This window comes from Spiribacter vilamensis (assembly GCF_004217415.1).
Taxonomy (GTDB): Bacteria; Pseudomonadota; Gammaproteobacteria; order Nitrococcales; family Nitrococcaceae; genus Spiribacter; species Spiribacter vilamensis.
On sequence record NZ_SHLI01000001.1, the window covers coordinates 1,137,506 to 1,155,214 of the forward strand.

At 63.1% G+C, this 17,709-nt stretch carries 18 protein-coding genes and 1 tRNA gene; 3 read left to right on the forward strand and 16 right to left on the reverse strand.

Annotation, left to right across the window (positions count from 1 at the left end; genetic code table 11):
• Nucleotides 1-4: 4 nt before the first annotated feature.
• The 15 genes from EV698_RS05640 to carA all read right to left on the reverse strand — a co-directional run bounded on the left by EV698_RS05640 (nucleotide 5) and on the right by carA (nucleotide 14,071).
• Entirely contained in the window at nucleotides 5-1,258 is a 1,254-nt protein-coding gene (locus EV698_RS05640) for an NADH-quinone oxidoreductase subunit D (protein WP_130503147.1), read from the reverse strand.
• On the reverse strand, nucleotides 1,251-1,982 hold the full coding sequence (locus tag EV698_RS05645) for an NADH-quinone oxidoreductase subunit C (protein ID WP_130503148.1): 732 nt from the start codon (nucleotides 1,980-1,982) through the stop codon (nucleotides 1,251-1,253). The genes EV698_RS05640 and EV698_RS05645 overlap by 8 nt, the downstream gene beginning before the upstream one ends.
• Nucleotides 1,983-1,993: 11 nt before the next feature.
• Nucleotides 1,994-2,470 carry a NuoB/complex I 20 kDa subunit family protein gene (locus EV698_RS05650; RefSeq protein WP_023365985.1) on the reverse strand — a complete coding sequence of 159 codons (477 nt, stop codon included), beginning with the start codon at nucleotides 2,468-2,470 and terminating at the stop codon, nucleotides 1,994-1,996.
• The gene (locus tag EV698_RS05655; RefSeq protein WP_130503149.1) at nucleotides 2,461-2,817 is read right to left on the reverse strand and encodes an NADH-quinone oxidoreductase subunit A; all 357 of its coding nucleotides are present in this window, start codon (nucleotides 2,815-2,817) and stop codon (nucleotides 2,461-2,463) included. Before EV698_RS05655 ends, EV698_RS05650 begins: the two co-directional genes overlap by 10 nt.
• Before the next feature lie 46 nt (nucleotides 2,818-2,863).
• A tRNA-Leu gene (locus EV698_RS05660) sits at nucleotides 2,864-2,948 on the reverse strand.
• A gap of 56 nt (nucleotides 2,949-3,004) precedes the next feature.
• The gene (secG, locus tag EV698_RS05665) at nucleotides 3,005-3,367 is read right to left on the reverse strand and encodes a preprotein translocase subunit SecG (RefSeq protein WP_130503150.1); all 363 of its coding nucleotides are present in this window, start codon (nucleotides 3,365-3,367) and stop codon (nucleotides 3,005-3,007) included.
• A gap of 30 nt (nucleotides 3,368-3,397) precedes the next feature.
• Nucleotides 3,398-4,156, reverse strand: a complete 759-nt coding sequence (gene tpiA, locus EV698_RS05670) for a triose-phosphate isomerase (RefSeq protein WP_130503151.1) — start codon at nucleotides 4,154-4,156, stop codon at nucleotides 3,398-3,400.
• Nucleotides 4,157-4,206: 50 nt separating this feature from the next.
• Complete coding sequence (gene glmM, locus EV698_RS05675) at nucleotides 4,207-5,577, reverse strand: phosphoglucosamine mutase (RefSeq protein WP_130503152.1); 1,371 nt, start codon at nucleotides 5,575-5,577, stop codon at nucleotides 4,207-4,209.
• The gene (gene folP / locus EV698_RS05680) at nucleotides 5,577-6,422 is read right to left on the reverse strand and encodes a dihydropteroate synthase (RefSeq protein WP_239016213.1); all 846 of its coding nucleotides are present in this window, start codon (nucleotides 6,420-6,422) and stop codon (nucleotides 5,577-5,579) included. The genes glmM and folP overlap by 1 nt, the downstream gene beginning before the upstream one ends.
• Before the next feature lie 6 nt (nucleotides 6,423-6,428).
• Nucleotides 6,429-8,348: an ATP-dependent zinc metalloprotease FtsH gene (gene ftsH / locus EV698_RS05685; protein WP_207220502.1), complete on the reverse strand. Its 1,920-nt coding sequence runs from the start codon at nucleotides 8,346-8,348 to the stop codon at nucleotides 6,429-6,431.
• 45 nt (nucleotides 8,349-8,393) lie between these two features.
• Complete coding sequence (gene rlmE, locus EV698_RS05690; RefSeq protein ID WP_130503154.1) at nucleotides 8,394-9,017, reverse strand: 23S rRNA (uridine(2552)-2'-O)-methyltransferase RlmE; 624 nt, start codon at nucleotides 9,015-9,017, stop codon at nucleotides 8,394-8,396.
• Nucleotides 9,007-9,237: a hypothetical protein gene (locus EV698_RS05695; protein WP_130503155.1), complete on the reverse strand. Its 231-nt coding sequence runs from the start codon at nucleotides 9,235-9,237 to the stop codon at nucleotides 9,007-9,009. The genes rlmE and EV698_RS05695 overlap by 11 nt, the downstream gene beginning before the upstream one ends.
• Entirely contained in the window at nucleotides 9,209-9,685 is a 477-nt protein-coding gene (greA, locus tag EV698_RS05700) for a transcription elongation factor GreA (protein WP_130503156.1), read from the reverse strand. The genes EV698_RS05695 and greA overlap by 29 nt, the downstream gene beginning before the upstream one ends.
• The gene (gene carB, locus EV698_RS05705; RefSeq protein ID WP_130503157.1) at nucleotides 9,682-12,900 is read right to left on the reverse strand and encodes a carbamoyl-phosphate synthase large subunit; all 3,219 of its coding nucleotides are present in this window, start codon (nucleotides 12,898-12,900) and stop codon (nucleotides 9,682-9,684) included. The genes greA and carB overlap by 4 nt, the downstream gene beginning before the upstream one ends.
• A gap of 10 nt (nucleotides 12,901-12,910) precedes the next feature.
• Entirely contained in the window at nucleotides 12,911-14,071 is a 1,161-nt protein-coding gene (gene carA / locus EV698_RS05710; RefSeq protein WP_130503158.1) for a glutamine-hydrolyzing carbamoyl-phosphate synthase small subunit, read from the reverse strand.
• A 204-nt stretch (nucleotides 14,072-14,275) separates the two neighbouring features.
• Between carA and EV698_RS05715 the strand changes: the two genes are divergently transcribed.
• Genes EV698_RS05715 through EV698_RS05725 form a run of 3 tightly spaced genes read left to right on the forward strand, consistent with a single transcriptional unit; the run spans nucleotide 14,276 to nucleotide 17,361 of the window.
• Nucleotides 14,276-15,214 carry an ABC transporter ATP-binding protein gene (locus EV698_RS05715; protein ID WP_130503159.1) on the forward strand — a complete coding sequence of 313 codons (939 nt, stop codon included), beginning with the start codon at nucleotides 14,276-14,278 and terminating at the stop codon, nucleotides 15,212-15,214.
• A 2-nt stretch (nucleotides 15,215-15,216) separates the two neighbouring features.
• The gene (locus EV698_RS05720) at nucleotides 15,217-16,008 is read left to right on the forward strand and encodes an ABC transporter permease (RefSeq protein WP_130503160.1); all 792 of its coding nucleotides are present in this window, start codon (nucleotides 15,217-15,219) and stop codon (nucleotides 16,006-16,008) included.
• A gap of 18 nt (nucleotides 16,009-16,026) precedes the next feature.
• Nucleotides 16,027-17,361, forward strand: coding sequence for a nicotinate phosphoribosyltransferase (locus EV698_RS05725; protein WP_130503161.1), 1,335 nt, complete (start codon nucleotides 16,027-16,029; stop codon nucleotides 17,359-17,361).
• Here EV698_RS05725 and EV698_RS05730 read toward each other — a convergent pair.
• Nucleotides 17,358-17,672 carry an H-NS histone family protein gene (locus EV698_RS05730; protein ID WP_130503162.1) on the reverse strand — a complete coding sequence of 105 codons (315 nt, stop codon included), beginning with the start codon at nucleotides 17,670-17,672 and terminating at the stop codon, nucleotides 17,358-17,360. The genes EV698_RS05725 and EV698_RS05730 overlap by 4 nt on opposite strands.
• Nucleotides 17,673-17,709 lie beyond the last annotated feature (37 nt).

Sequence of the window (17,709 nt, forward strand, 5' to 3'; positions counted from 1 at the left end):
CTGCTCAACGGTCCACCTCTCCGAAAACGATATCCATGGTCCCCATGACCGTCACGACATCCGCGAGCATGTGGCCGCGAACCATCTCGTCCATTGCCGACATGTGGGCAAAGCCCGGCGCCCGCAGCTTCAGCCGATAGGGTTTGTTGGCACCGTCCGAGACGATGTAGGCGCCGAATTCACCCTTCGGTGCCTCGACGGAGGCATAGACCTCGCCCGGAGGCGTGCAATATCCCTCGGTGAAGAGCTTGAAGTGATGGATGAGCGATTCCATGTCGTCCTTCATTTCTTCGCGGCTCGGCGGCACCACCTTGTGGTCACCAAGGATGACCGGCCCGTCGTTGCGATGCAGCCAGTCCGCACACTGGCGAATGATTTTCACCGACTGACGCAGCTCCTCCATCCGGACGAGGTAACGGTCGTAGCAGTCGCCGTTGCTGCCGACCGGGATCTCGAAATCCATTCGGTCGTAGACCTCGTAGGGCTGCTTGCGACGCAGATCCCATTCGATCCCCGAGCCACGCAGCATGGGCCCGGTGAAGCCCAGCTGCAGTGCCCGCTCGGGGGGCACGACCGCGACATCGACGAGACGCTGCTTCCAGATACGGTTATCCGTCAGAAGGGTCTCGAGTTCATCGATCGTCCCCTCGAAGCGGTCGCAGAAGGCCTCGATGAAGTCGAGCATGCTGCCCTGCCGATCGGCGTTCATGCGCTTGAGGTCTTTCTCGCTGCGATATTCCGAATCCCGGTACTTGGGCATGCGGTCGGGCAGATCCCGATAGACGCCGCCGGGACGGTAGTAGGTGGCATGCATGCGCGTGCCGCTTACCGCCTCGTAGAGGTCCATCAGCTCTTCACGCTCCTTGAACGCGTAGAGGAAGACGGTCATCGCCCCGACGTCGAGACCATGGGCACCGATCCACAGCAGGTGATTGAGAATGCGGGTGACCTCGTCGAACATGACGCGGATGTACTGTGCCCGCTCCGGCGGTTGAATCCCGAGCAGCTTCTCGATGGCGAGAACGTAGGCGTGCTCGTTACACATCATCGAGACGTAATCGAGCCGATCCATGTAACCGATGCTCTGATTGAACGGCTTGGTCTCGGCCAGTTTCTCGGTGGCGCGATGCAACAGCCCGATATGCGGATCGGCATGCCGCACGACCTCGCCATCCATTTCGAGCACCAGGCGCAGAACGCCATGGGCCGCCGGATGCTGCGGGCCGAAGTTGACGGTGTAACTACTGATCTCAGGCATCGGATGCCTCCTGATTGGAGGGGTCGGCGTAGCGGTTATCGTCCCGGATCACTCTCGGCACCAGCACCCGCGGCTCGATGGAGACCGGCTCGTAGACCACTCGACCCCGATTTTCGTCGTACCGCACTTCGACATTGCCGATGAGCGGGAAATCCTTGCGGAATGGATGGCCGACGAATCCGTAATCGGTGAGGATGCGGCGGAGGTCCGGATGACCGTTGAAGATAATCCCGAACAGATCGAACGACTCCCGCTCCTGCCAGTTCGCCGATGCCCACAGCGGGACAATCGAGTCGAGCATGGGGAGATCATCGTCTGCGGCAAAACAGCGCACGCGAATACGATGGTTATGCCCGACGGAGAGCAGGTGGTACACCGCCGCAAACCGGCGACCGGTGCTCTCGCGAACCGGTTGCATCCCGTAGATGCCGGTCAGACCGAGGCGACCGGTACTAAACCCGTCGACACCCCGGCTGAAACCCGTGTTGGTTGCCGCCTCGGTGATCCACTCGTCCTGCCCGTAAGCGGCATAGTCCACGCCGGCGATATCGAGCAGCTGGCTGAAGTCCAGTGACGGCTCGTCGCGCAGGCACTGCATGGCCGCATACAAATCGGACGGCGCGACCTCGATCTCCGCCTCACCGTACTCGCAGCGACTGGTTATTACCCATTCGCCCAGCGACGCCCGGGCCTTGTCGAGAACCTTTTCCGCCGTCGAAGCCATGGTGTTTCTCCCTAGCGCGCGATCGTATTGGTGCGATGGATCTTGTTCTGCAGCTGGACCACACCATAGAGCAGCGCCTCCGCGGTGGGAGGACAGCCCGGCACGTAAATGTCGACCGGCACGATCCGGTCACAGCCCCGCGTTACCGAGTAGGAGTAATGATAATACCCCCCGCCATTGGCGCAGGACCCCATCGAGATCACCCATTTGGGATCGGGCATCTGGTCGTAGACCCGCCGAAGCGCCGGCGCCATCTTGTTGACCAGCGTACCGGCGACGATCATGACGTCCGACTGGCGTGGCGACGGCCGGAAGATCAGCCCCAGCCGGTCCATGTCGTAACGCGCCGCGCCGGCGTGCATCATTTCCACCGCGCAGCAGGCCAGCCCGAACGTCATCGGCCATAGCGACCCGGTCCGCGCCCAGTTGATCAGCTTATCCGCGGATGTCGTGACAAAGCCCTTGTCGAGAGCACCTTCTATTCCCATTCCAGAGCCCCCTTCTTCCATTCGTAGAGGAAACCGACCAGGAGAACGCCGATGAAGATCGCCATTGCCCCGTAGCCGAACAGCCCGATCTGGTCGAGCACGATCGCCCAGGGGAAAAGGAACGCGATTTCCAGGTCGAAAATAATGAAAAGTATTGCGACAAGGTAATAGCGCACATCGAACTGCATGCGCGAATCCTCGAACGCCTCGAACCCGCACTCGTAGGGCGACAGCTTGTCGTGATCAGGACGCCGGGGTGCGAGGATGAATCCCGCAGCGAGCGGGACGATGCCGATCCCCATAGCGATCGCGATAAATACGAGGACAGGCAGATAGCTCTCGATCATAGGCGTATTCCACCTTCCAGTCGGAGAACATGGGCGGGATCAGGGTTGGTGCGGATGGCCGGACTCGAACCGGCACGGCTTGCGCCACTGCCCCCTCAAGACAGCGTGTCTACCTTTTCCACCACATCCGCGACACGGTGATCTTCTAACACTGAAATAGTATCAGTGTGGCCAACTTCCGGCAATGTCAGTCCGGCGCAGGTGCCGGCGCCGAGGCGTCGTCGTTACTACCGGAACCCTCGTCGGCCGGGGCCGGCGCATCCTCGCTGACCGCCGGCATTTCGGGAGCCGAGCCGTCTACCACGCTCCCGCCGCTGCTGAACGTACCCGCCATAATGGCGAGCGTGAGGCTGGTTGCGAAAAACCCGACCCCCAGCACGCCGGTGAGCCGACCCAGAAAGGAAGCGGAGCCGCGCGCGCCGAATACGGTATTGGAGGCGCCACTACCAAAGGCCGCGCCTGCATCCGCGCCCTTGCCATGCTGCAGCAGCACCACGCCGACCAACACCAGGGCAAGCCCGAGGTGGATCGCCAGAACAATCGTGTACATCAGTCAATCGATTCCGTTTTTCTGCGGGGGTCAGCCCCGCGCTGCCGTGGCACAGATGGCCACGAAATCATCCGGCTTGAGCGACGCGCCGCCGATCAGTCCGCCATCAATATCCGGCTCGGCAAGCAGTTCCGCCGCGTTGGCCGCCTTCATGCTGCCACCGTAGAGCAGTTGCATCCGCGCCGCCAATGCCGCGTCGTGCGACGCCAGTGTCTCGCGGATGAACGCATGCATTGCCTGCGCCTGCTGAGCGGTTGCCGTATGACCGGTACCGATCGCCCAGACGGGCTCGTAGGCGATCACGCCGTTACCGAGCCCTGTCCCGGGATCAAGCCGCTCGATGAAACCATGGAGCTGATTCGCCACCACGGCCTCGGTTCGGTCGGCTTCCCGCTCCGACAGCGTCTCGCCAACACAGAGGATCGGCCGCAGCCCGTGCGCCAGCGCCTGCGAGTAACGAGCCGCTATCAGTGCCTCATCCTCTCCGTAGTACTGGCGCCGCTCCGAGTGGCCGAGGATGACATAGCTCGCACCCAGGTCGGCAAGCATCGACGCCGACACCTCGCCGGTCCGCGCCCCTTCCGGTGCATCCGCGCAGTTCTGCGCGCCCAGCGCGACCCGATCGCCAAGTACGGAGCGGACCGCCGCCATGTGAACAAACGGCGGACACACGACCGTCTCGACACCCTGCGCCGGCTCCATGCCATTATCGACGGCTTGCGCCAGTGCGCGGGCATCGGCACTCAGGCCGTTCATTTTCCAGTTTCCGGCGATCAGCGGTGTCCGCATCGCTCTCCCCTATCCAAAAACCGGGAGGTTACCCATGCAAACCGGAGGAATCAATTCGCCCCGGCATCCGCGCGGAGAGGTACCCCGCAAATCGCTTCAACCTCCTCGGCAAGCGCTTTTGCCCGGGACTGAACCTGATCGGCATCGTCGCCCTCGACCATGACGCGCAGCAGCGGCTCTGTCCCCGAGGGTCGGAGCAGCACGCGCCCATGCTCGCCAAGTTCCGCCTCGAGCGCCTCGACCGCCGCCGTGATCCGGCTGTCACGCATGGGCCGACTGTTGCGAGCGATGGGGACATTGATCATGTGCTGCGGCATCCGGGTCATGCCCGCCGCCAGATCGGCAAGCGGCCGGCCGGCGTGGATCGCGGCGCCCAGCACCTGGAGCGCCGACACCGTCCCGTCACCGGTGGTCGTTCGATCGAGACAGACGATATGACCGGACGACTCACCCCCGACCGTTCCCTTTTCGGCGAGGAGCATCTCCAGGACATATCGATCACCGACCCGGGCGCGGTGGAACGCCACGCCCAGCGTCTGCAGCGCCTGCTCGAGCCCGAGGTTACTCATCTGCGTCCCGACCACGGGCCCCGCGAGCGTACCCTGTGCCGAGCGGCTGCGGGCAATGATCCACAGCAACTGGTCCCCGTCGAGCACCTCGCCGCGGTGATCAACCATGATGACGCGGTCGCCATCACCATCCAGCGCGATCCCCGCATCCGCCTGATGCTCGATGACCGCCTGCTGGAGGCCGCCGGGTCGGGTCGATCCACAGTCGACATTGATATTCAGACCGTCGGGGTGGACCCCCCGTTTGATGACCGTCGCTCCGAGTTCTTCGAACACGGCGGGCGCCACCTGGTAACCGGCACCATTGGCGCAGTCCACCACGAGTTTGAAGCCGCGGAGATCGAGCCCTGCCGGCAGGGACGCCTTGCAGAATTCGATATAACGCCCCGGCGCGTCCATGAGTCGGGTTGCCTTGCCGAGCGCGGCGGAATCAACGGTCTCCAGAGGGCGGTCGACGTATGCCTCGATCGCCAGTTCGGCCTCGTCATCGAGCTTGAACCCGTCACCGGAGAAGAACTTGATCCCGTTATCGTGATGGCTGTTGTGAGAGGCACTGATGACGATGCCGGCACTGGCGCCCAGTGTTCGGGTCAGATAGGCGATACCGGGCGTCGGCATGGGCCCGAGCAGACGGATGTCGATGCCCGCCGCGGAGAGTCCCGACTCGAGCGCGGACTCGAACATGTAATTCGACAGCCGTGTGTCTTTGCCAATCAACACCTCGCCGGACCCCTTGCGCTCACTGAGCACCCGGCCGGCCGCCCAGCCGAGCTTGAGCATGAAATCCGCGGTGATCGGTGGCTCGCCGACCCGTCCGCGAATCCCGTCGGTCCCGAAGTATTTCCGCGACATTAGTCATTCCCCCCTTGCGCCCGGACATATTCCATCAGATTGACGGCGTCCACGGTTTCCGCGACATCGTGAGCGCGCACGATCGCCGCCCCCTGCCAGCTGGCCAGTGCCGCTGCAGCGATGCTGCCGGCGAGCCGATCGGGTAACGCCCGCCCGAGAACCCGTCCCACCAGGGATTTACGCGACAGCCCGGTCAGCACCGGGAACCCCAGCTCGCCGATCACCGGCAACTGGGCCAGTAGCTGCGCATTATGCGGATCCCGCTTGCCAAAGCCAAAGCCGGGGTCCACGAGCAGTCTGGAGGCCGGAATACCCGCCCTCTGAGCGACATCAAGCCGTTGTTCGAGAAACGCGCGCACCTCGGTGACCACGTCGTCGTAGACGGGATCGTCCTGCATGGAGGCCGGCGTGCCCTGCATGTGCATCAGACACACCGGTAGCGCCGTATCCCGCGCCGCTTCCAGTGACCCGGGGCGGCGCAGGGCCATGACATCGTTGATCAACCCGGCGCCTGCCGCCGCTGCGGCCCGCATCACCTCGGGCTTGGAGGTATCCACGGAAAGTGGCAGATCGACACGATCCTTGAGCGCCTCGATAACCGGTATCACCCGGTCGAGCTCTTCCTGGACGGAGACCCCGGTAGAACCGGGACGGGTCGACTCGCCACCGATATCGATGATGCCGGCCCCGGCCGCCTGCATCGCCCGGGCGTGTTCAATGGCGGCCGGGGCCCCAATAAAACGACCCCCGTCCGAAAAGGAATCGGGGGTCACATTGAGTACGCCCATTACCCGGGGGCGGTGCAGCGACAGCAACCGCCCCCCGCAATCAAGGCTGGAGATCATGAACGACTAGTGCTCGCTGGCGGGCTTGGCCACCCCGGCGGCGTCATCCGCGGTTTCGTCACCACTGGAATCCGCAGCTCCACCACTCGGCGCCGTGCCCGACGGACCCTCCGGCTCCTTCGGCGGACGCGGCGGACGGCCGTTCATGATGTCGTCGATCTGCTCGCGATCGATGGTTTCGTACTTCATGAGCGCGTCTGCCATCGCATGCAGCGTGTGACTGTTCTCCTTGAGCACCCGCGTCGCCTCGGAATAGTTCTCCTCGACGATGCGACGAACCTCTTCGTCGATGGAATGTGCCGTCTCGTCGGAGATCTTCCCCTGACCCATCGGCAGCCCCAGGGCGTTCGTGTTGTCGTCTTCGCTGTAGGCGAGCGGCCCCATCTTGCTGGACAGACCCCACTTGGTGACCATATTGCGAGCAATATCAGTCACTCGCTCGATGTCGTTCGAGGCGCCGGTGGTCACGTGATCCGCCCCGAAGATCAACTCCTCGGCGATCCGGCCGCCGAAGAGGCCACAGATCGAGCTGTTCAACCGCTGCTTGGTGTAGCTGTAACGGTCTTCCTCGGGGAGGAACATCGTTACGCCAAGGGCACGTCCGCGCGGGATGATCGTCACCTTGTGCACCGGGTCGTGGTCGGGGACCTTGAGGCCGACAATGGCATGACCCGCCTCGTGATAGGCGGTCAGACGCTTCTCGTCCTCGGACATCACCATGGACTTGCGCTCGGCGCCCATCATGATCTTGTCCTTGGCGTCCTCGAAGTCCTTGTGATCGACCGCGCGCTTGTTACGGCGCGCGGCGAACAGCGCCGCCTCGTTGACCAGGTTGGCCAGATCGGCACCCGAGAAACCGGGACAGCCCCGGGCAATGGTCCGGGCGTTGACGTCCGCGTCCAGTGGCGTCTTGGCCATGTGCACGTTGAGGATCTGCTCGCGGCCCCGCACGTCCGGCAGCGGCACGACCACCTGCCGGTCGAAGCGGCCCGGGCGCAGCAGCGCCTGGTCGAGGACATCAGGCCGGTTGGTCGCCGCGATGACGATGACCCCTTCATTGCCCTCGAAACCGTCCATCTCGACGAGCAGCTGGTTCAGCGTCTGCTCGCGCTCGTCGTTACCACCGCCCATGCCGGAGCCACGCTGGCGACCGACCGCATCGAGCTCGTCAATGAAGATGATGCAGGGGGCCTGCTTTTTCGCCTGCTCGAACATGTCGCGCACGCGGGATGCACCAACGCCCACGAACATCTCGACGAAGTCGGAGCCCGAGATGCTGAAGAACGGCACCTTGGCCTCGCCGGCAATCGCCTTGGCGAGCAGAGTCTTGCCGGTACCCGGCGACCCCACCATCAGCACGCCGCGCGGAATATTGCCACCCAGCCGCTGGAACTTGGACGGATCGCTGAGGAATTCCACCAGCTCGACCACGTCCTGCTTGGCTTCCTCGACGCCGGCCACGTCCTTGAACGTCACCTTGACCTGCTCTTCGGACATCATCTTCGCGCGGCTCTTGCCGAACGACATGGCGCCGCGGCCGCCGCCACCGCCCTGCATCTGCCGCATGAAATAGATCCACACGCCGATCAGCAGAAGGAAGGGGAACCACGAAATCAGGATCTGCAACAGCATGCTGCGACCCTCGGGCTCTTCGGCGCGGATATTCACTCCGCTGTCCATGAGCTGGCCGACCAGCGCGCTGTTGTCGGTCTCCGGATTGTAGGTCGTGAAGTTGGACCCGTCGGTGCGCGTTCCACGGACCACCGGCCCCTTCATCGTTACCGAGTCGACCCGATCGTTTTCGATTTCGGTCAGGAACTGGGAGTACGGGACTTCCTGGGCCGTCGTGCCCTCGTTCTGGAAATTACTGAAGACGGACATCAGCACGACGGCGATGACCACCCAGAGGAGCAAATTCTTAGCCATGTCGTTCAAGACGGCACACCTCTATTCGTCAATTAATAATGCAGCCTACACCGCCCGAAAGCCTCGGGCCAGCAGGTAGACTTCCCGGCTCCGGCCGCGCGAGGCGGGGGGTTTGCGGCTTTGTACCCGGTCGAAGCGTTGGCGCATCGCCGCGAGCAAGTCGTCAAACCCCTGCCCTTGCAATACTTTGACCAGCAGCCCACCACCAGGTTTCAGACGATCCTCACAGAAATCCAGCGCCAGCTCCGCCAGGCGCATGGCCCTGGGCTGATCAATCGCCTTATGACCGGAGAAGTTGGGGGCCATATCGGAAAGTACAAGGTCGACGGGGCAATTCGAGAGTGCTTCGTCCAGCGCAGCCAGGCCTTCGTCGGCGCCGAAGTCGCCCTGGACAAAGCTCACGCCCGGCGGCGGTGTCATCTCCAGCAGGTCGATGGCGACCACCCGGCCCGATTGCCCGACCCGATGCATGGCGTACTCGCTCCAGCCGCCCGGCGACGCACCCAGATCCACCACACACTGCCCCGGCGCGAGCAAGCGGTCGCGCCGGTCGATCTCCTCGAGCTTGAACGCCGCCCGGGAGCGTAACCCCCGCCGTTGCGCCTCGCGGACGTAGGGGTCGTTGAAATGCTCATCCAGCCAGCGCCGGCTGCCGCCGCTACGCGCCATCGTCGTGATCCCGCAGGACGAGCCGGGTGCGCCAGGCAACCCAGCCCCCGGCGCCGAAGCCGGTTAGCGCGAGCAGCCCCAGATCCACCCAGTGGCTCATTTCCACGCGCCAGATCACCAGCAGCACGCCAATGATCAGCCCGACCACCACCGCGAGTTCGAGCTTGACCGCGTCCAGGCGGTCGAGGCTGTTACTCGTATCGGACCTCGACGATTTCATAGCCCCGGTGACCTCCCGGCGTCTGAACGTCGACCACATCGCCCTCCTCCTTGCCGATCAGCGCCCGCGCGATCGGCGACTGGACCGAGATCCGACCGTTCTTGATATCCGCCTCGTCCTCGCCACAGATCTGATAGGTCTTCTCCGACCCGTCCTCCTCGTCGGCGAGCACGACGGTTACACCGAAAACGACCTTGCCATTCGCGGGTAACGCCGTCACGTCGATCACCTGCGCATTGGAGAGTTTGCTCTCGATTTCGGCGATACGCCCCTCGATAAAGCCCTGCTGCTCGCGGGCGGCATGGTATTCCGCGTTTTCCTTGAGATCGCCGTGGGCGCGCGCCTCGGAGATCGCGTTAATCACCCGGGGGCGGTCCTCGGTCTTGAGCCGATTGAGCTCGTCGCGAAGCTGTTCCGCACCGCGCACGGTGAGCGGGGTTTTACTCATGTTCTGGCCTCCTTGTGCAGATCCTGGAGTGAACGCACGTCATCGGATTCGAGATAGCCGAGGGCCTGGCCGGTCGCCCGCGCACCGGCGATCGTCGTGGTATAGCAGACCTTGTGCTGAAGGGCCTCGCGACGAATGGAGAATGAATCGGCGATCGCCTGACGGCCCTCGGTAGTGTTGATGATCAACTGGATGCCGCCATTCTTGATTGCATCGACGATGTGCGGGCGGCCTTCAGCGACCTTGTTGATGCGTTCGCATTCGATACCGGCCTCGTCGAGCACCTCGGCCGTGCCCCGGGTCGCTACCAGCTGGAATCCCTTGCGCACCAGGTCGCGGGCGATGGGCGCGATGGCCGGCTTGTCGGCATCACGCACACTGATGAACACCCGACCGCTGCGGGGCAGGTCGACGCCGGCGGCGAGCTGGGACTTGGCGTAGGCCTCGCCGAACACCGGACCGATGCCCATTACCTCGCCCGTGGACTTCATCTCCGGGCCGAGGATGGGATCCACCCCGGGGAACTTGATGAACGGGAAGACGGCCTCTTTGACCGAATAGATCGGCGGCACCCGCTCGCGGGTACAGCCCTGGTCGACCAGTGTTCGGCCCGTCATGCAGCGGGCCGCGATCTTCGCCAGTGGCAGTCCCGTCGCCTTGGAGACGAACGGTACCGTCCGTGATGCGCGCGGGTTAACCTCGAGGATGTAGATCTCGTCGCCCTTGATCGCGAACTGGGCATTCATGAGCCCCACGACGTTAAGGCGCAGCGCCATCTCCCGCATTTGCTCGCGCAGGCGGTCGACGATCTGCGGTGCGAGGCTGTAGGGCGGCAGTGAGCAGGCGGAATCGCCGGAATGCACACCGGCCTGTTCGATATGCTCCATGACGCCGCCAATCAGGACGTCTTCACCGTCGCAGATCGCATCGACATCGACCTCGATCGCGTCGTCGAGGAAACGGTCGAGCAGGACGGGCGACTCGTTGGAGACTCGAACCGCCTCGTTCATGTACTGCGCCAGTTCGGACTCCTGGTAGACGATCTCCATTGCCCGGCCGCCGAGCACGTAGGAAGGCCGCACCACCAGTGGATAACCGATCTCGCCGGCAAGCCGGAAGGCCTCGTCGGCGCTGCTCGCCGTGCGGTTCGGCGGCTGCTGGAGGCCGGCGTCGTTAATCACGCCCTGGAAGCGCTCGCGGTCTTCGGCCAGATCGATGGAGTTCGGCGTTGTGCCGATGATCGGCGCACCGCAGGCCTCCAGGTCACGGGCCAGCTTGAGCGGCGTCTGGCCGCCGTACTGGATAACGATACCCGCCGGCTGTTCGGTCTCGACGATTTCGAGCACGTCCTCCAGCGTCAGCGGCTCGAAATACAACCGGTCGGAGGTGTCGTAGTCGGTGGAAACCGTCTCCGGGTTGCAGTTGACCATGATGGTTTCGTAGCCATCTTCGCGCAGCGCGAGGGCGGCATGGACGCAGCAGTAATCGAACTCGATGCCCTGCCCGATCCGGTTGGGCCCGCCGCCCAGGATCATGATCTTCTCGCGATCACTCGGGTCGGCCTCGTTTTCCTCGTCGTAGCTCGAGTACAGGTAGGCGGTAGCGGTCGCGAACTCCGCCGCACACGAGTCGACCCGCTTGTAGACCGGCCGCACGCCGAGGCCGTGGCGATGCTCACGTACGACCGCCTCGCCGACCCCGAGCAGACGCGCAAGCCGGGCGTCGGAAAAGCCACGGCGCTTGAGCCGCCGCATCGCATCCGCGTCAATCGTGCCGGGCTCGACGCCGGCGAGCTGGCCCTCGAGCTCGACCAGTTCACCGATCTGGGCGAGGAACCACGGATCGATCCACGTATGGTCGAATAACTGCTCGAGATCGAGCCCGGCCCGGAAGCCGTCCGCCACCCAGAGCAGTCGCTCGGGCCCTGGCTGGCGGACCTCGTGAGTCACTCGCTCAAGTGCCTCGGCACCCGGCACGACGCGCGGATCGAGACCCTCGAGACCATTCTCGAGGCCCCGCAGCGCCTTCTGGAGCGATTCCTGGAAATTCCGCCCCATCGCCATGACCTCGCCCACCGACTTCATCTGCGTGGTCAGTACGGGCTTGGTCCGCATGAATTTCTCGAACGTGAACCGCGGGATCTTGGTGACCACGTAATCGATGCTGGGCTCGAACGAGGCCGGCGTGCGACCGCCGGTAATCTCGTTGCGCAGTTCATCGAGGGAATAGCCGACCGCGAGTTTGGCCGCCACCTTGGCGATCGGAAAACCGGTCGCCTTCGAGGCGAGCGCGGAGGAGCGCGATACCCGCGGATTCATCTCGATCACCACCAGGCGGCCGTCCTCGGGATTGACGGCGAACTGGACATTGGAGCCCCCGGTCTCGACACCGATCTCGCGCAGCACCGCCAGCGAGGCATCGCGCATGATCTGGTATTCCTTGTCCGTGAGCGTCTGGGCCGGTGCCACGGTGATGGAGTCGCCGGTGTGGACCCCCATCGGATCGAGGTTCTCGATCGCGCAGATGATGATGGCGTTGTCGCTGTGATCGCGCACCACCTCCATCTCGAATTCCTTCCAGCCGAGGACCGACTCTTCGATCAGCAGCTCGTTGGTCGGCGAGAGATCGAGTCCCCGCTCACAGATTTCCGCGAACTCGTCGGCGTTGTAGGCAATCCCGCCGCCGCTGCCCCCCAGGGTGAACGAGGGGCGGATAATGGTCGGAAAGCCGACTTCCTGCTGCGCCTGAGCGGCCTCTTCCATGTTGTGCGCAATGCGCGCCGCCGGCGTCTCCAGATCAATGCGGGCCATGGCCTTGCGGAAGGCCTCGCGATCCTCCGCCATGTCGATTGCCGACTTGGTGGCACCGATCATCTCGACGCCATACTCCTCCAGCACGCCCCGCCGGTCGAGCTCGAGCGCACAGTTGAGCGCCGTCTGGCCGCCCATGGTTGGCAGGACGGCATCGGGCTGCTCGCGCCGGATGATGCTCGCGACTACCTGCGGCTGAATGGGCTCGATATAGACCGCATCCGCCATCTCCGGATCGGTCATGATGGTGGCCGGATTGGAGTTGACCAGGATGACGCGATACCCCTCCTCGCGCAGGGCCTTGCAGGCCTGGGCACCGGAGTAGTCGAATTCGCAGGCCTGGCCGATCACGATCGGCCCGGCACCGATAATCAGGATGCTTTCAATGTCGGTACGCTTGGGCATAAAAGGGTTACTACCTGCTGGAACGGGCCGCCCGGCGGGCGGCCATGAGATCGACGAAGCGGGCAAACAGCGGGGCGACGTCATGCGGCCCGGGACTGGCTTCCGGATGGCCCTGGAAACTGAAGGCCGGGGTATCCGTCAGCTCAATGCCCTGCAGGGTGCCGTCGAACAGTGACCGGTTGATCACCCGGACGTTGTCCGGCAGTGAATCGGCGTCGATCGCGAAGCCGTGATTCTGGCTCGAGATCATGACGCGGTTGGCATCGGCATCCACCACCGGGTGATTGGCGCCGTGATGACCGAACTTCATTTTCACGCTTCCGGCGCCGGCGGCAAGCCCCAGCAGCTGATGTCCCAGGCAAATCCCGAACACCGGCATGCCGGTCGCCAGAAAGCGCCGTGTCGCCTCGATCGCGTAATCGAGGGGTTCCGGATCGCCCGGCCCGTTGGAGAGGAAAACCCCGTCCGGTTCGAGCGCGGTTACCTCGTCGGGCGAGGTCGTCGCCGGTACGACGGTGACCCGGCAGCCACTGTCGACAAGCCGCCGGAGGATGTTGCGCTTGATCCCGTAGTCGTAGGCCACGACATGCCAGGGTAGATCGGCATCGGGCCGGGGCTCGCCTTCCTGTTCGCCGCGCTCCAGCGACCAGCTGCCGATTCGCCACTCATAGGCTTTGGCGGTCGTGACCGATTGCACCAGATCGCGCCCCGTCAATGAGGGGTGGGCCTGCGCCGCGGCGACCGCCGCTGCCGGGTCGGCACCGTCGCCGGCGATAATACAACCGTTCTGCGCGCCCTTTTCGCGGATCAACCGGGTGAGCCGCCGGGTATCGATATCACTGATCCCGACAATCCCGTACCGCGCAAGATAGTCGGGCAGGGAGGTTGTTGCCCGCCAGTTGCTGATCCGCGGGGGCGCATCGCGAATGATCAGACCGGCGAGCTGCGGTCCGTCGGCCTCTTCATCGAGGGGTGTCGTCCCGGTATTGCCGATATGCGGGTAGGTCAGCGTCACCATCTGCCCGTAATAGGATGGATCCGTGCAGACCTCCTGGTAGCCGGTCATTGCCGTGTTAAAGCAGACCTCCCCTACTGTCTGCCCGGTGGCACCCAGTGCCGTCCCCCGGAAAATCGAGCCGTCTTCCAGCCCCAGAATCGCCAATTGAGTCACGCCTGTACCCCGTCTGCTCGCAAAAACGGGAGGGTTCCACGGAAGCCCTCCCGTCCACTGTTTCAGTGAAAAGTTTACGCCGTCGCACATAAAACTGTCCAATGTTCAGGGCGCCTGCGTCGGTTGCATCGGGATACCGCAAAGGGCTATTCTTATCGTCTTTCAGTCGCGTTCCAGCGACTCTTCAATCCGGTCCAATTCAGAATGAATGCGCTTTCTCTTCGTCAGTTGAACAAGACGTATCCTGGCGGCATCACTGCCCTGCGCGATATCAATCTCGAGGTCACGCCGGGCGATTTCTACGGGCTCCTGGGACCTAACGGGGCCGGTAAAACGACGATCATCGGGGTGGTCGCCTCGCTGGTCAGGCCCACGACGGGCACCGTCGAGGTGTTTGGTCACGACATCATCAAATCGCCCTGGGACGCCAAATCGAATATCGGACTTGTCCCCCAGGAGTTCAATTTCAACCAGTTCGAGACGGTCGGTCAGATCGTGACCAACCAGGCGGGGTTCTACGGAATCGACCGCGCCACCGCCCGCTATCGGGCGGAGAAGTACCTCCGCGAGCTCGACCTCTGGGACAAGCGCAATGCCACCTCGAGGTCGCTGTCCGGCGGCATGAAACGCCGCCTGATGATCGCGCGTGCGCTGATCCACGAGCCGCAGCTGCTGATCCTCGACGAGCCGACGGCGGGTGTCGACATCGAATTGCGGCGGTCGATGTGGGAATTCCTCCGACAGATGAATGAGCGCGGAACCACCATCATCCTCACGACCCATTATCTCGAAGAGGCCGAATCGCTGTGCCGTGGCATTGGCATCATCGATGGCGGCCGAATCGTCGAGGACACGAACGTCCAGTCACTGCTCACCCGGCTCAAGAGCCAGAGCTTCATGCTCGACGTGACGACGCCGGTGGAATCGCTCCCGCATCTACCGGACTTCGGTGTGTTGCCGGTGAGTGAACAGACGATCGAAGTGGAGGTCCGAGGTGACCAGACGCTCACTGAACTCTTCAGTGCACTCAATTCGGCCGGCGTAGAGGTGACCAGCATGAAGAATAAGTCCAATCGGCTCGAGGAACTGTTCGTGCGCATGCTCGGCAATCGCAACGCCGCGCCCCAGTCGGAGACCGCTTGATCATGGCCGGACTTTACCCCGCCTATCCCCGGCAGACGCTGACCGCGCTGCAGACGCTGGCCACCAAGGAGACCACGCGCTACATGCGCATCTGGGTTCAGACGCTCCTGCCACCGGCGATTACGATGACGCTCTACTTCATCATCTTCGGCGGGCTGATCGGCTCCCGTGTGGGTCCCATGGAGGGTTACAGCTTCATGGAATTCATCGCGCCCGGCATCATCATGATGTCGGTCATTACCAATGCCTACACGAATGTCGTTTCGTCGTTCTTTGGCGCCAAGTTCCAGCGCCACATCGAAGAGCTGCTGGTCTCGCCGACACCCAACTACGTCATTCTGGCGGGGTATGTAGCGGGCGGCGTCGGGCGCGGACTGTGCATCGGATTGATTGTCACCATAATCGCAAGCTTCTTTGCCGATCTGTCGATACACAGCATTCCGATCACGATTTCCGTGGTTTTCCTGACCGCGGTCCTGTTCTCGCTCGGTGGATTCATCAATGGCGTATTTGCCAAGAAATTCGATGACATCTCGATCGTTCCGACCTTCATCCTGACGCCTTTGACCTATCTCGGCGGGGTCTTCTACTCCATCTCGCTGCTGCCCGATTTCTGGCAGGGTGTGATGCTGATCAACCCGATCTTCTACATGGTGAATGCATTCCGTTACGGCGTCCTCGGGAGCTCGGATGTTCCCATTGGGATCGCCTATATTCTGGTCATCGGTTTCATCGCAGCGGGAACGGCGTTCAGCCTCTGGCTACTCGAGCGTGGTACCGGGCTGCGCAGCTAATCGGGTAGCAACAGCGACATGGATCTGGAGCGCACGCCCCTCCTCACCGATCTCTACGAGCTCACCATGCTCCAGACCTATTACGAGCATGGAATGACGGGCGATGCGGTTTTCGAACTGTTCATGCGCCACACGCCGCATCGCGGCTTTTTCGTGGCGGCCGGTCTCGAGCAGGCGCTGGAGTGGCTCGAGCAGCTCGAATTCGGGGCCGAAGAACTGGACTGGATGCGAGGCTCCGGGCTGTTCTCGAACGCCTTCGTCGATACCATGGCGACGTTTCGATTCACCGGTCGGGTCAATGCACTACCGGAAGGCAGCGTGTTCTTCCCGGAAGAGCCGCTGGTGCAGATTATTGCGCCCCTGCCGGAGGCACAGCTCATCGAATCGCGGTTAATGAATATCCTGCATTACCAGACCCTGATCGCCAGCAAAGCGGCTCGCTGCCGGCTGTCGGCCGGCGATACGCCGATCATCGACTTCGGGATGCGCCGCGCCCACGGCGGAGAAGCCGGCACCTGGGCCGCCCGCGCCTGCTACCTGGCCGGATTCAGCGCCACGGCAACCTGTCTCGGCAGCGTCCGCTATGATATCCCGCCAACCGGGACGATGGCGCATGCTTTCATCCTCGCTCACGACAGCGAGATCGAGGCCTTCGAGAACTTCGCTCGCAGCCACCCGAATAACGTTGTCCTTCTGATCGATACCTACGACGTCCGTCGTGGCGCGGAGCGTGTCGTCGAGGTCTCCCGGCGGCTGGCGGCCGATAACATCCCCGTCCACGGCGTACGAATCGACAGCGGTGACCTGGCCGCCAACGCCCGCATGACCCGGGAAATCCTCGACGCGGCCGGCCTGCAAAACACCCGCATTCTCGTGAGTGGCGGACTGGATGAATACCGACTGCAGACACTGCTGAGGGCCGATGTTCCCATCGATGGCGTCGGCGTAGGATCGAACGTCAACACGTCGGCCGACGTGCCGTTTCTTGATTCCGCGTACAAGCTGCATTACTTCGAAGATCGTCCGCGGGGCAAGAATGCCACGGGCAAAACCGATCTGCCCGGGCGCAAGCAGGTCTACCGGCTTTATGACGGGCGGGGACTCATGAGTAGCGATATCCTCGGCCTGATGGACGAGGAAGATGAGGGGCAGGGTGAGGCGTTGCTTCAGCCGGTGATGGAAGCCGGCAAGCGCATCAGAATCGCGGACGAGCCTCTGGCCGAGGCCCGTCAGCACTGCCTGGAGCAGCTGGCCGCCCTGCCGGATGGCATCCGCGCGCTGCAGGCTCCGGCAACCTATCCGGTTACGCTATCACCCGCACTGGAGCGATTGCGCACGGCTCGCATCGATTAGTCGATACGGAGCTCGTCCAGGGGCCGGCCCTCGGCCTCCCAGTCCTTGATCCACACCGGCTTGCGGCCACGGCCCGACCACGTTTTGGATGCATCGGTAGGATGCTGGAACCGTACCTTGCCCTTGGCACGTGTCTTCGCGGGCTGCTGTCCGTTCACCAGGTCATTCAGGGTGAAACCGTAGCGCTCCGCGACCTGTTTCATTTCCTGCTGGGCCCTTTTGGCATCTTCCTTGCGACGGCTCTGGATTTCCGTATCGATGTCTTTTTTGAGCTGATTCAGCTGCTCGGTGGTATAGCTTGAAAGATCCATTCGTTCCTCTTTTCAGTACAACTGCTTATGATTAAAG

Bases quoted from the DNA above. Each gene is read 5' to 3' on its own strand.
- EV698_RS05640 (WP_130503147.1), bottom strand. From the start codon at position 1,258: ATGCCTGAGATCAGTAGTTACACCGTCAACTTCGGCCCGCAGCATCCG.
- EV698_RS05645 (WP_130503148.1), bottom strand. From the start codon at position 1,982: ATGGCTTCGACGGCGGAAAAGGTTCTCGACAAGGCCCGGGCGTCGCTG.
- EV698_RS05650 (WP_023365985.1), bottom strand. From the start codon at position 2,470: ATGGGAATAGAAGGTGCTCTCGACAAGGGCTTTGTCACGACATCCGCG.
- EV698_RS05655 (WP_130503149.1), bottom strand. From the start codon at position 2,817: ATGATCGAGAGCTATCTGCCTGTCCTCGTATTTATCGCGATCGCTATG.
- secG (WP_130503150.1), bottom strand. From the start codon at position 3,367: ATGTACACGATTGTTCTGGCGATCCACCTCGGGCTTGCCCTGGTGTTG.
- tpiA (WP_130503151.1), bottom strand. From the start codon at position 4,156: ATGCGGACACCGCTGATCGCCGGAAACTGGAAAATGAACGGCCTGAGT.
- glmM (WP_130503152.1), bottom strand. From the start codon at position 5,577: ATGTCGCGGAAATACTTCGGGACCGACGGGATTCGCGGACGGGTCGGC.
- folP (WP_239016213.1), bottom strand. From the start codon at position 6,422: ATGATCTCCAGCCTTGATTGCGGGGGGCGGTTGCTGTCGCTGCACCGC.
- ftsH (WP_207220502.1), bottom strand. From the start codon at position 8,348: ATGGCTAAGAATTTGCTCCTCTGGGTGGTCATCGCCGTCGTGCTGATG.
- rlmE (WP_130503154.1), bottom strand. From the start codon at position 9,017: ATGGCGCGTAGCGGCGGCAGCCGGCGCTGGCTGGATGAGCATTTCAAC.
- EV698_RS05695 (WP_130503155.1), bottom strand. From the start codon at position 9,237: ATGAAATCGTCGAGGTCCGATACGAGTAACAGCCTCGACCGCCTGGAC.
- greA (WP_130503156.1), bottom strand. From the start codon at position 9,685: ATGAGTAAAACCCCGCTCACCGTGCGCGGTGCGGAACAGCTTCGCGAC.
- carB (WP_130503157.1), bottom strand. From the start codon at position 12,900: ATGCCCAAGCGTACCGACATTGAAAGCATCCTGATTATCGGTGCCGGG.
- EV698_RS05715 (WP_130503159.1), top strand. From the start codon at position 14,276: ATGAATGCGCTTTCTCTTCGTCAGTTGAACAAGACGTATCCTGGCGGC.
- EV698_RS05720 (WP_130503160.1), top strand. From the start codon at position 15,217: ATGGCCGGACTTTACCCCGCCTATCCCCGGCAGACGCTGACCGCGCTG.
- EV698_RS05725 (WP_130503161.1), top strand. From the start codon at position 16,027: ATGGATCTGGAGCGCACGCCCCTCCTCACCGATCTCTACGAGCTCACC.
- EV698_RS05730 (WP_130503162.1), bottom strand. From the start codon at position 17,672: ATGGATCTTTCAAGCTATACCACCGAGCAGCTGAATCAGCTCAAAAAA.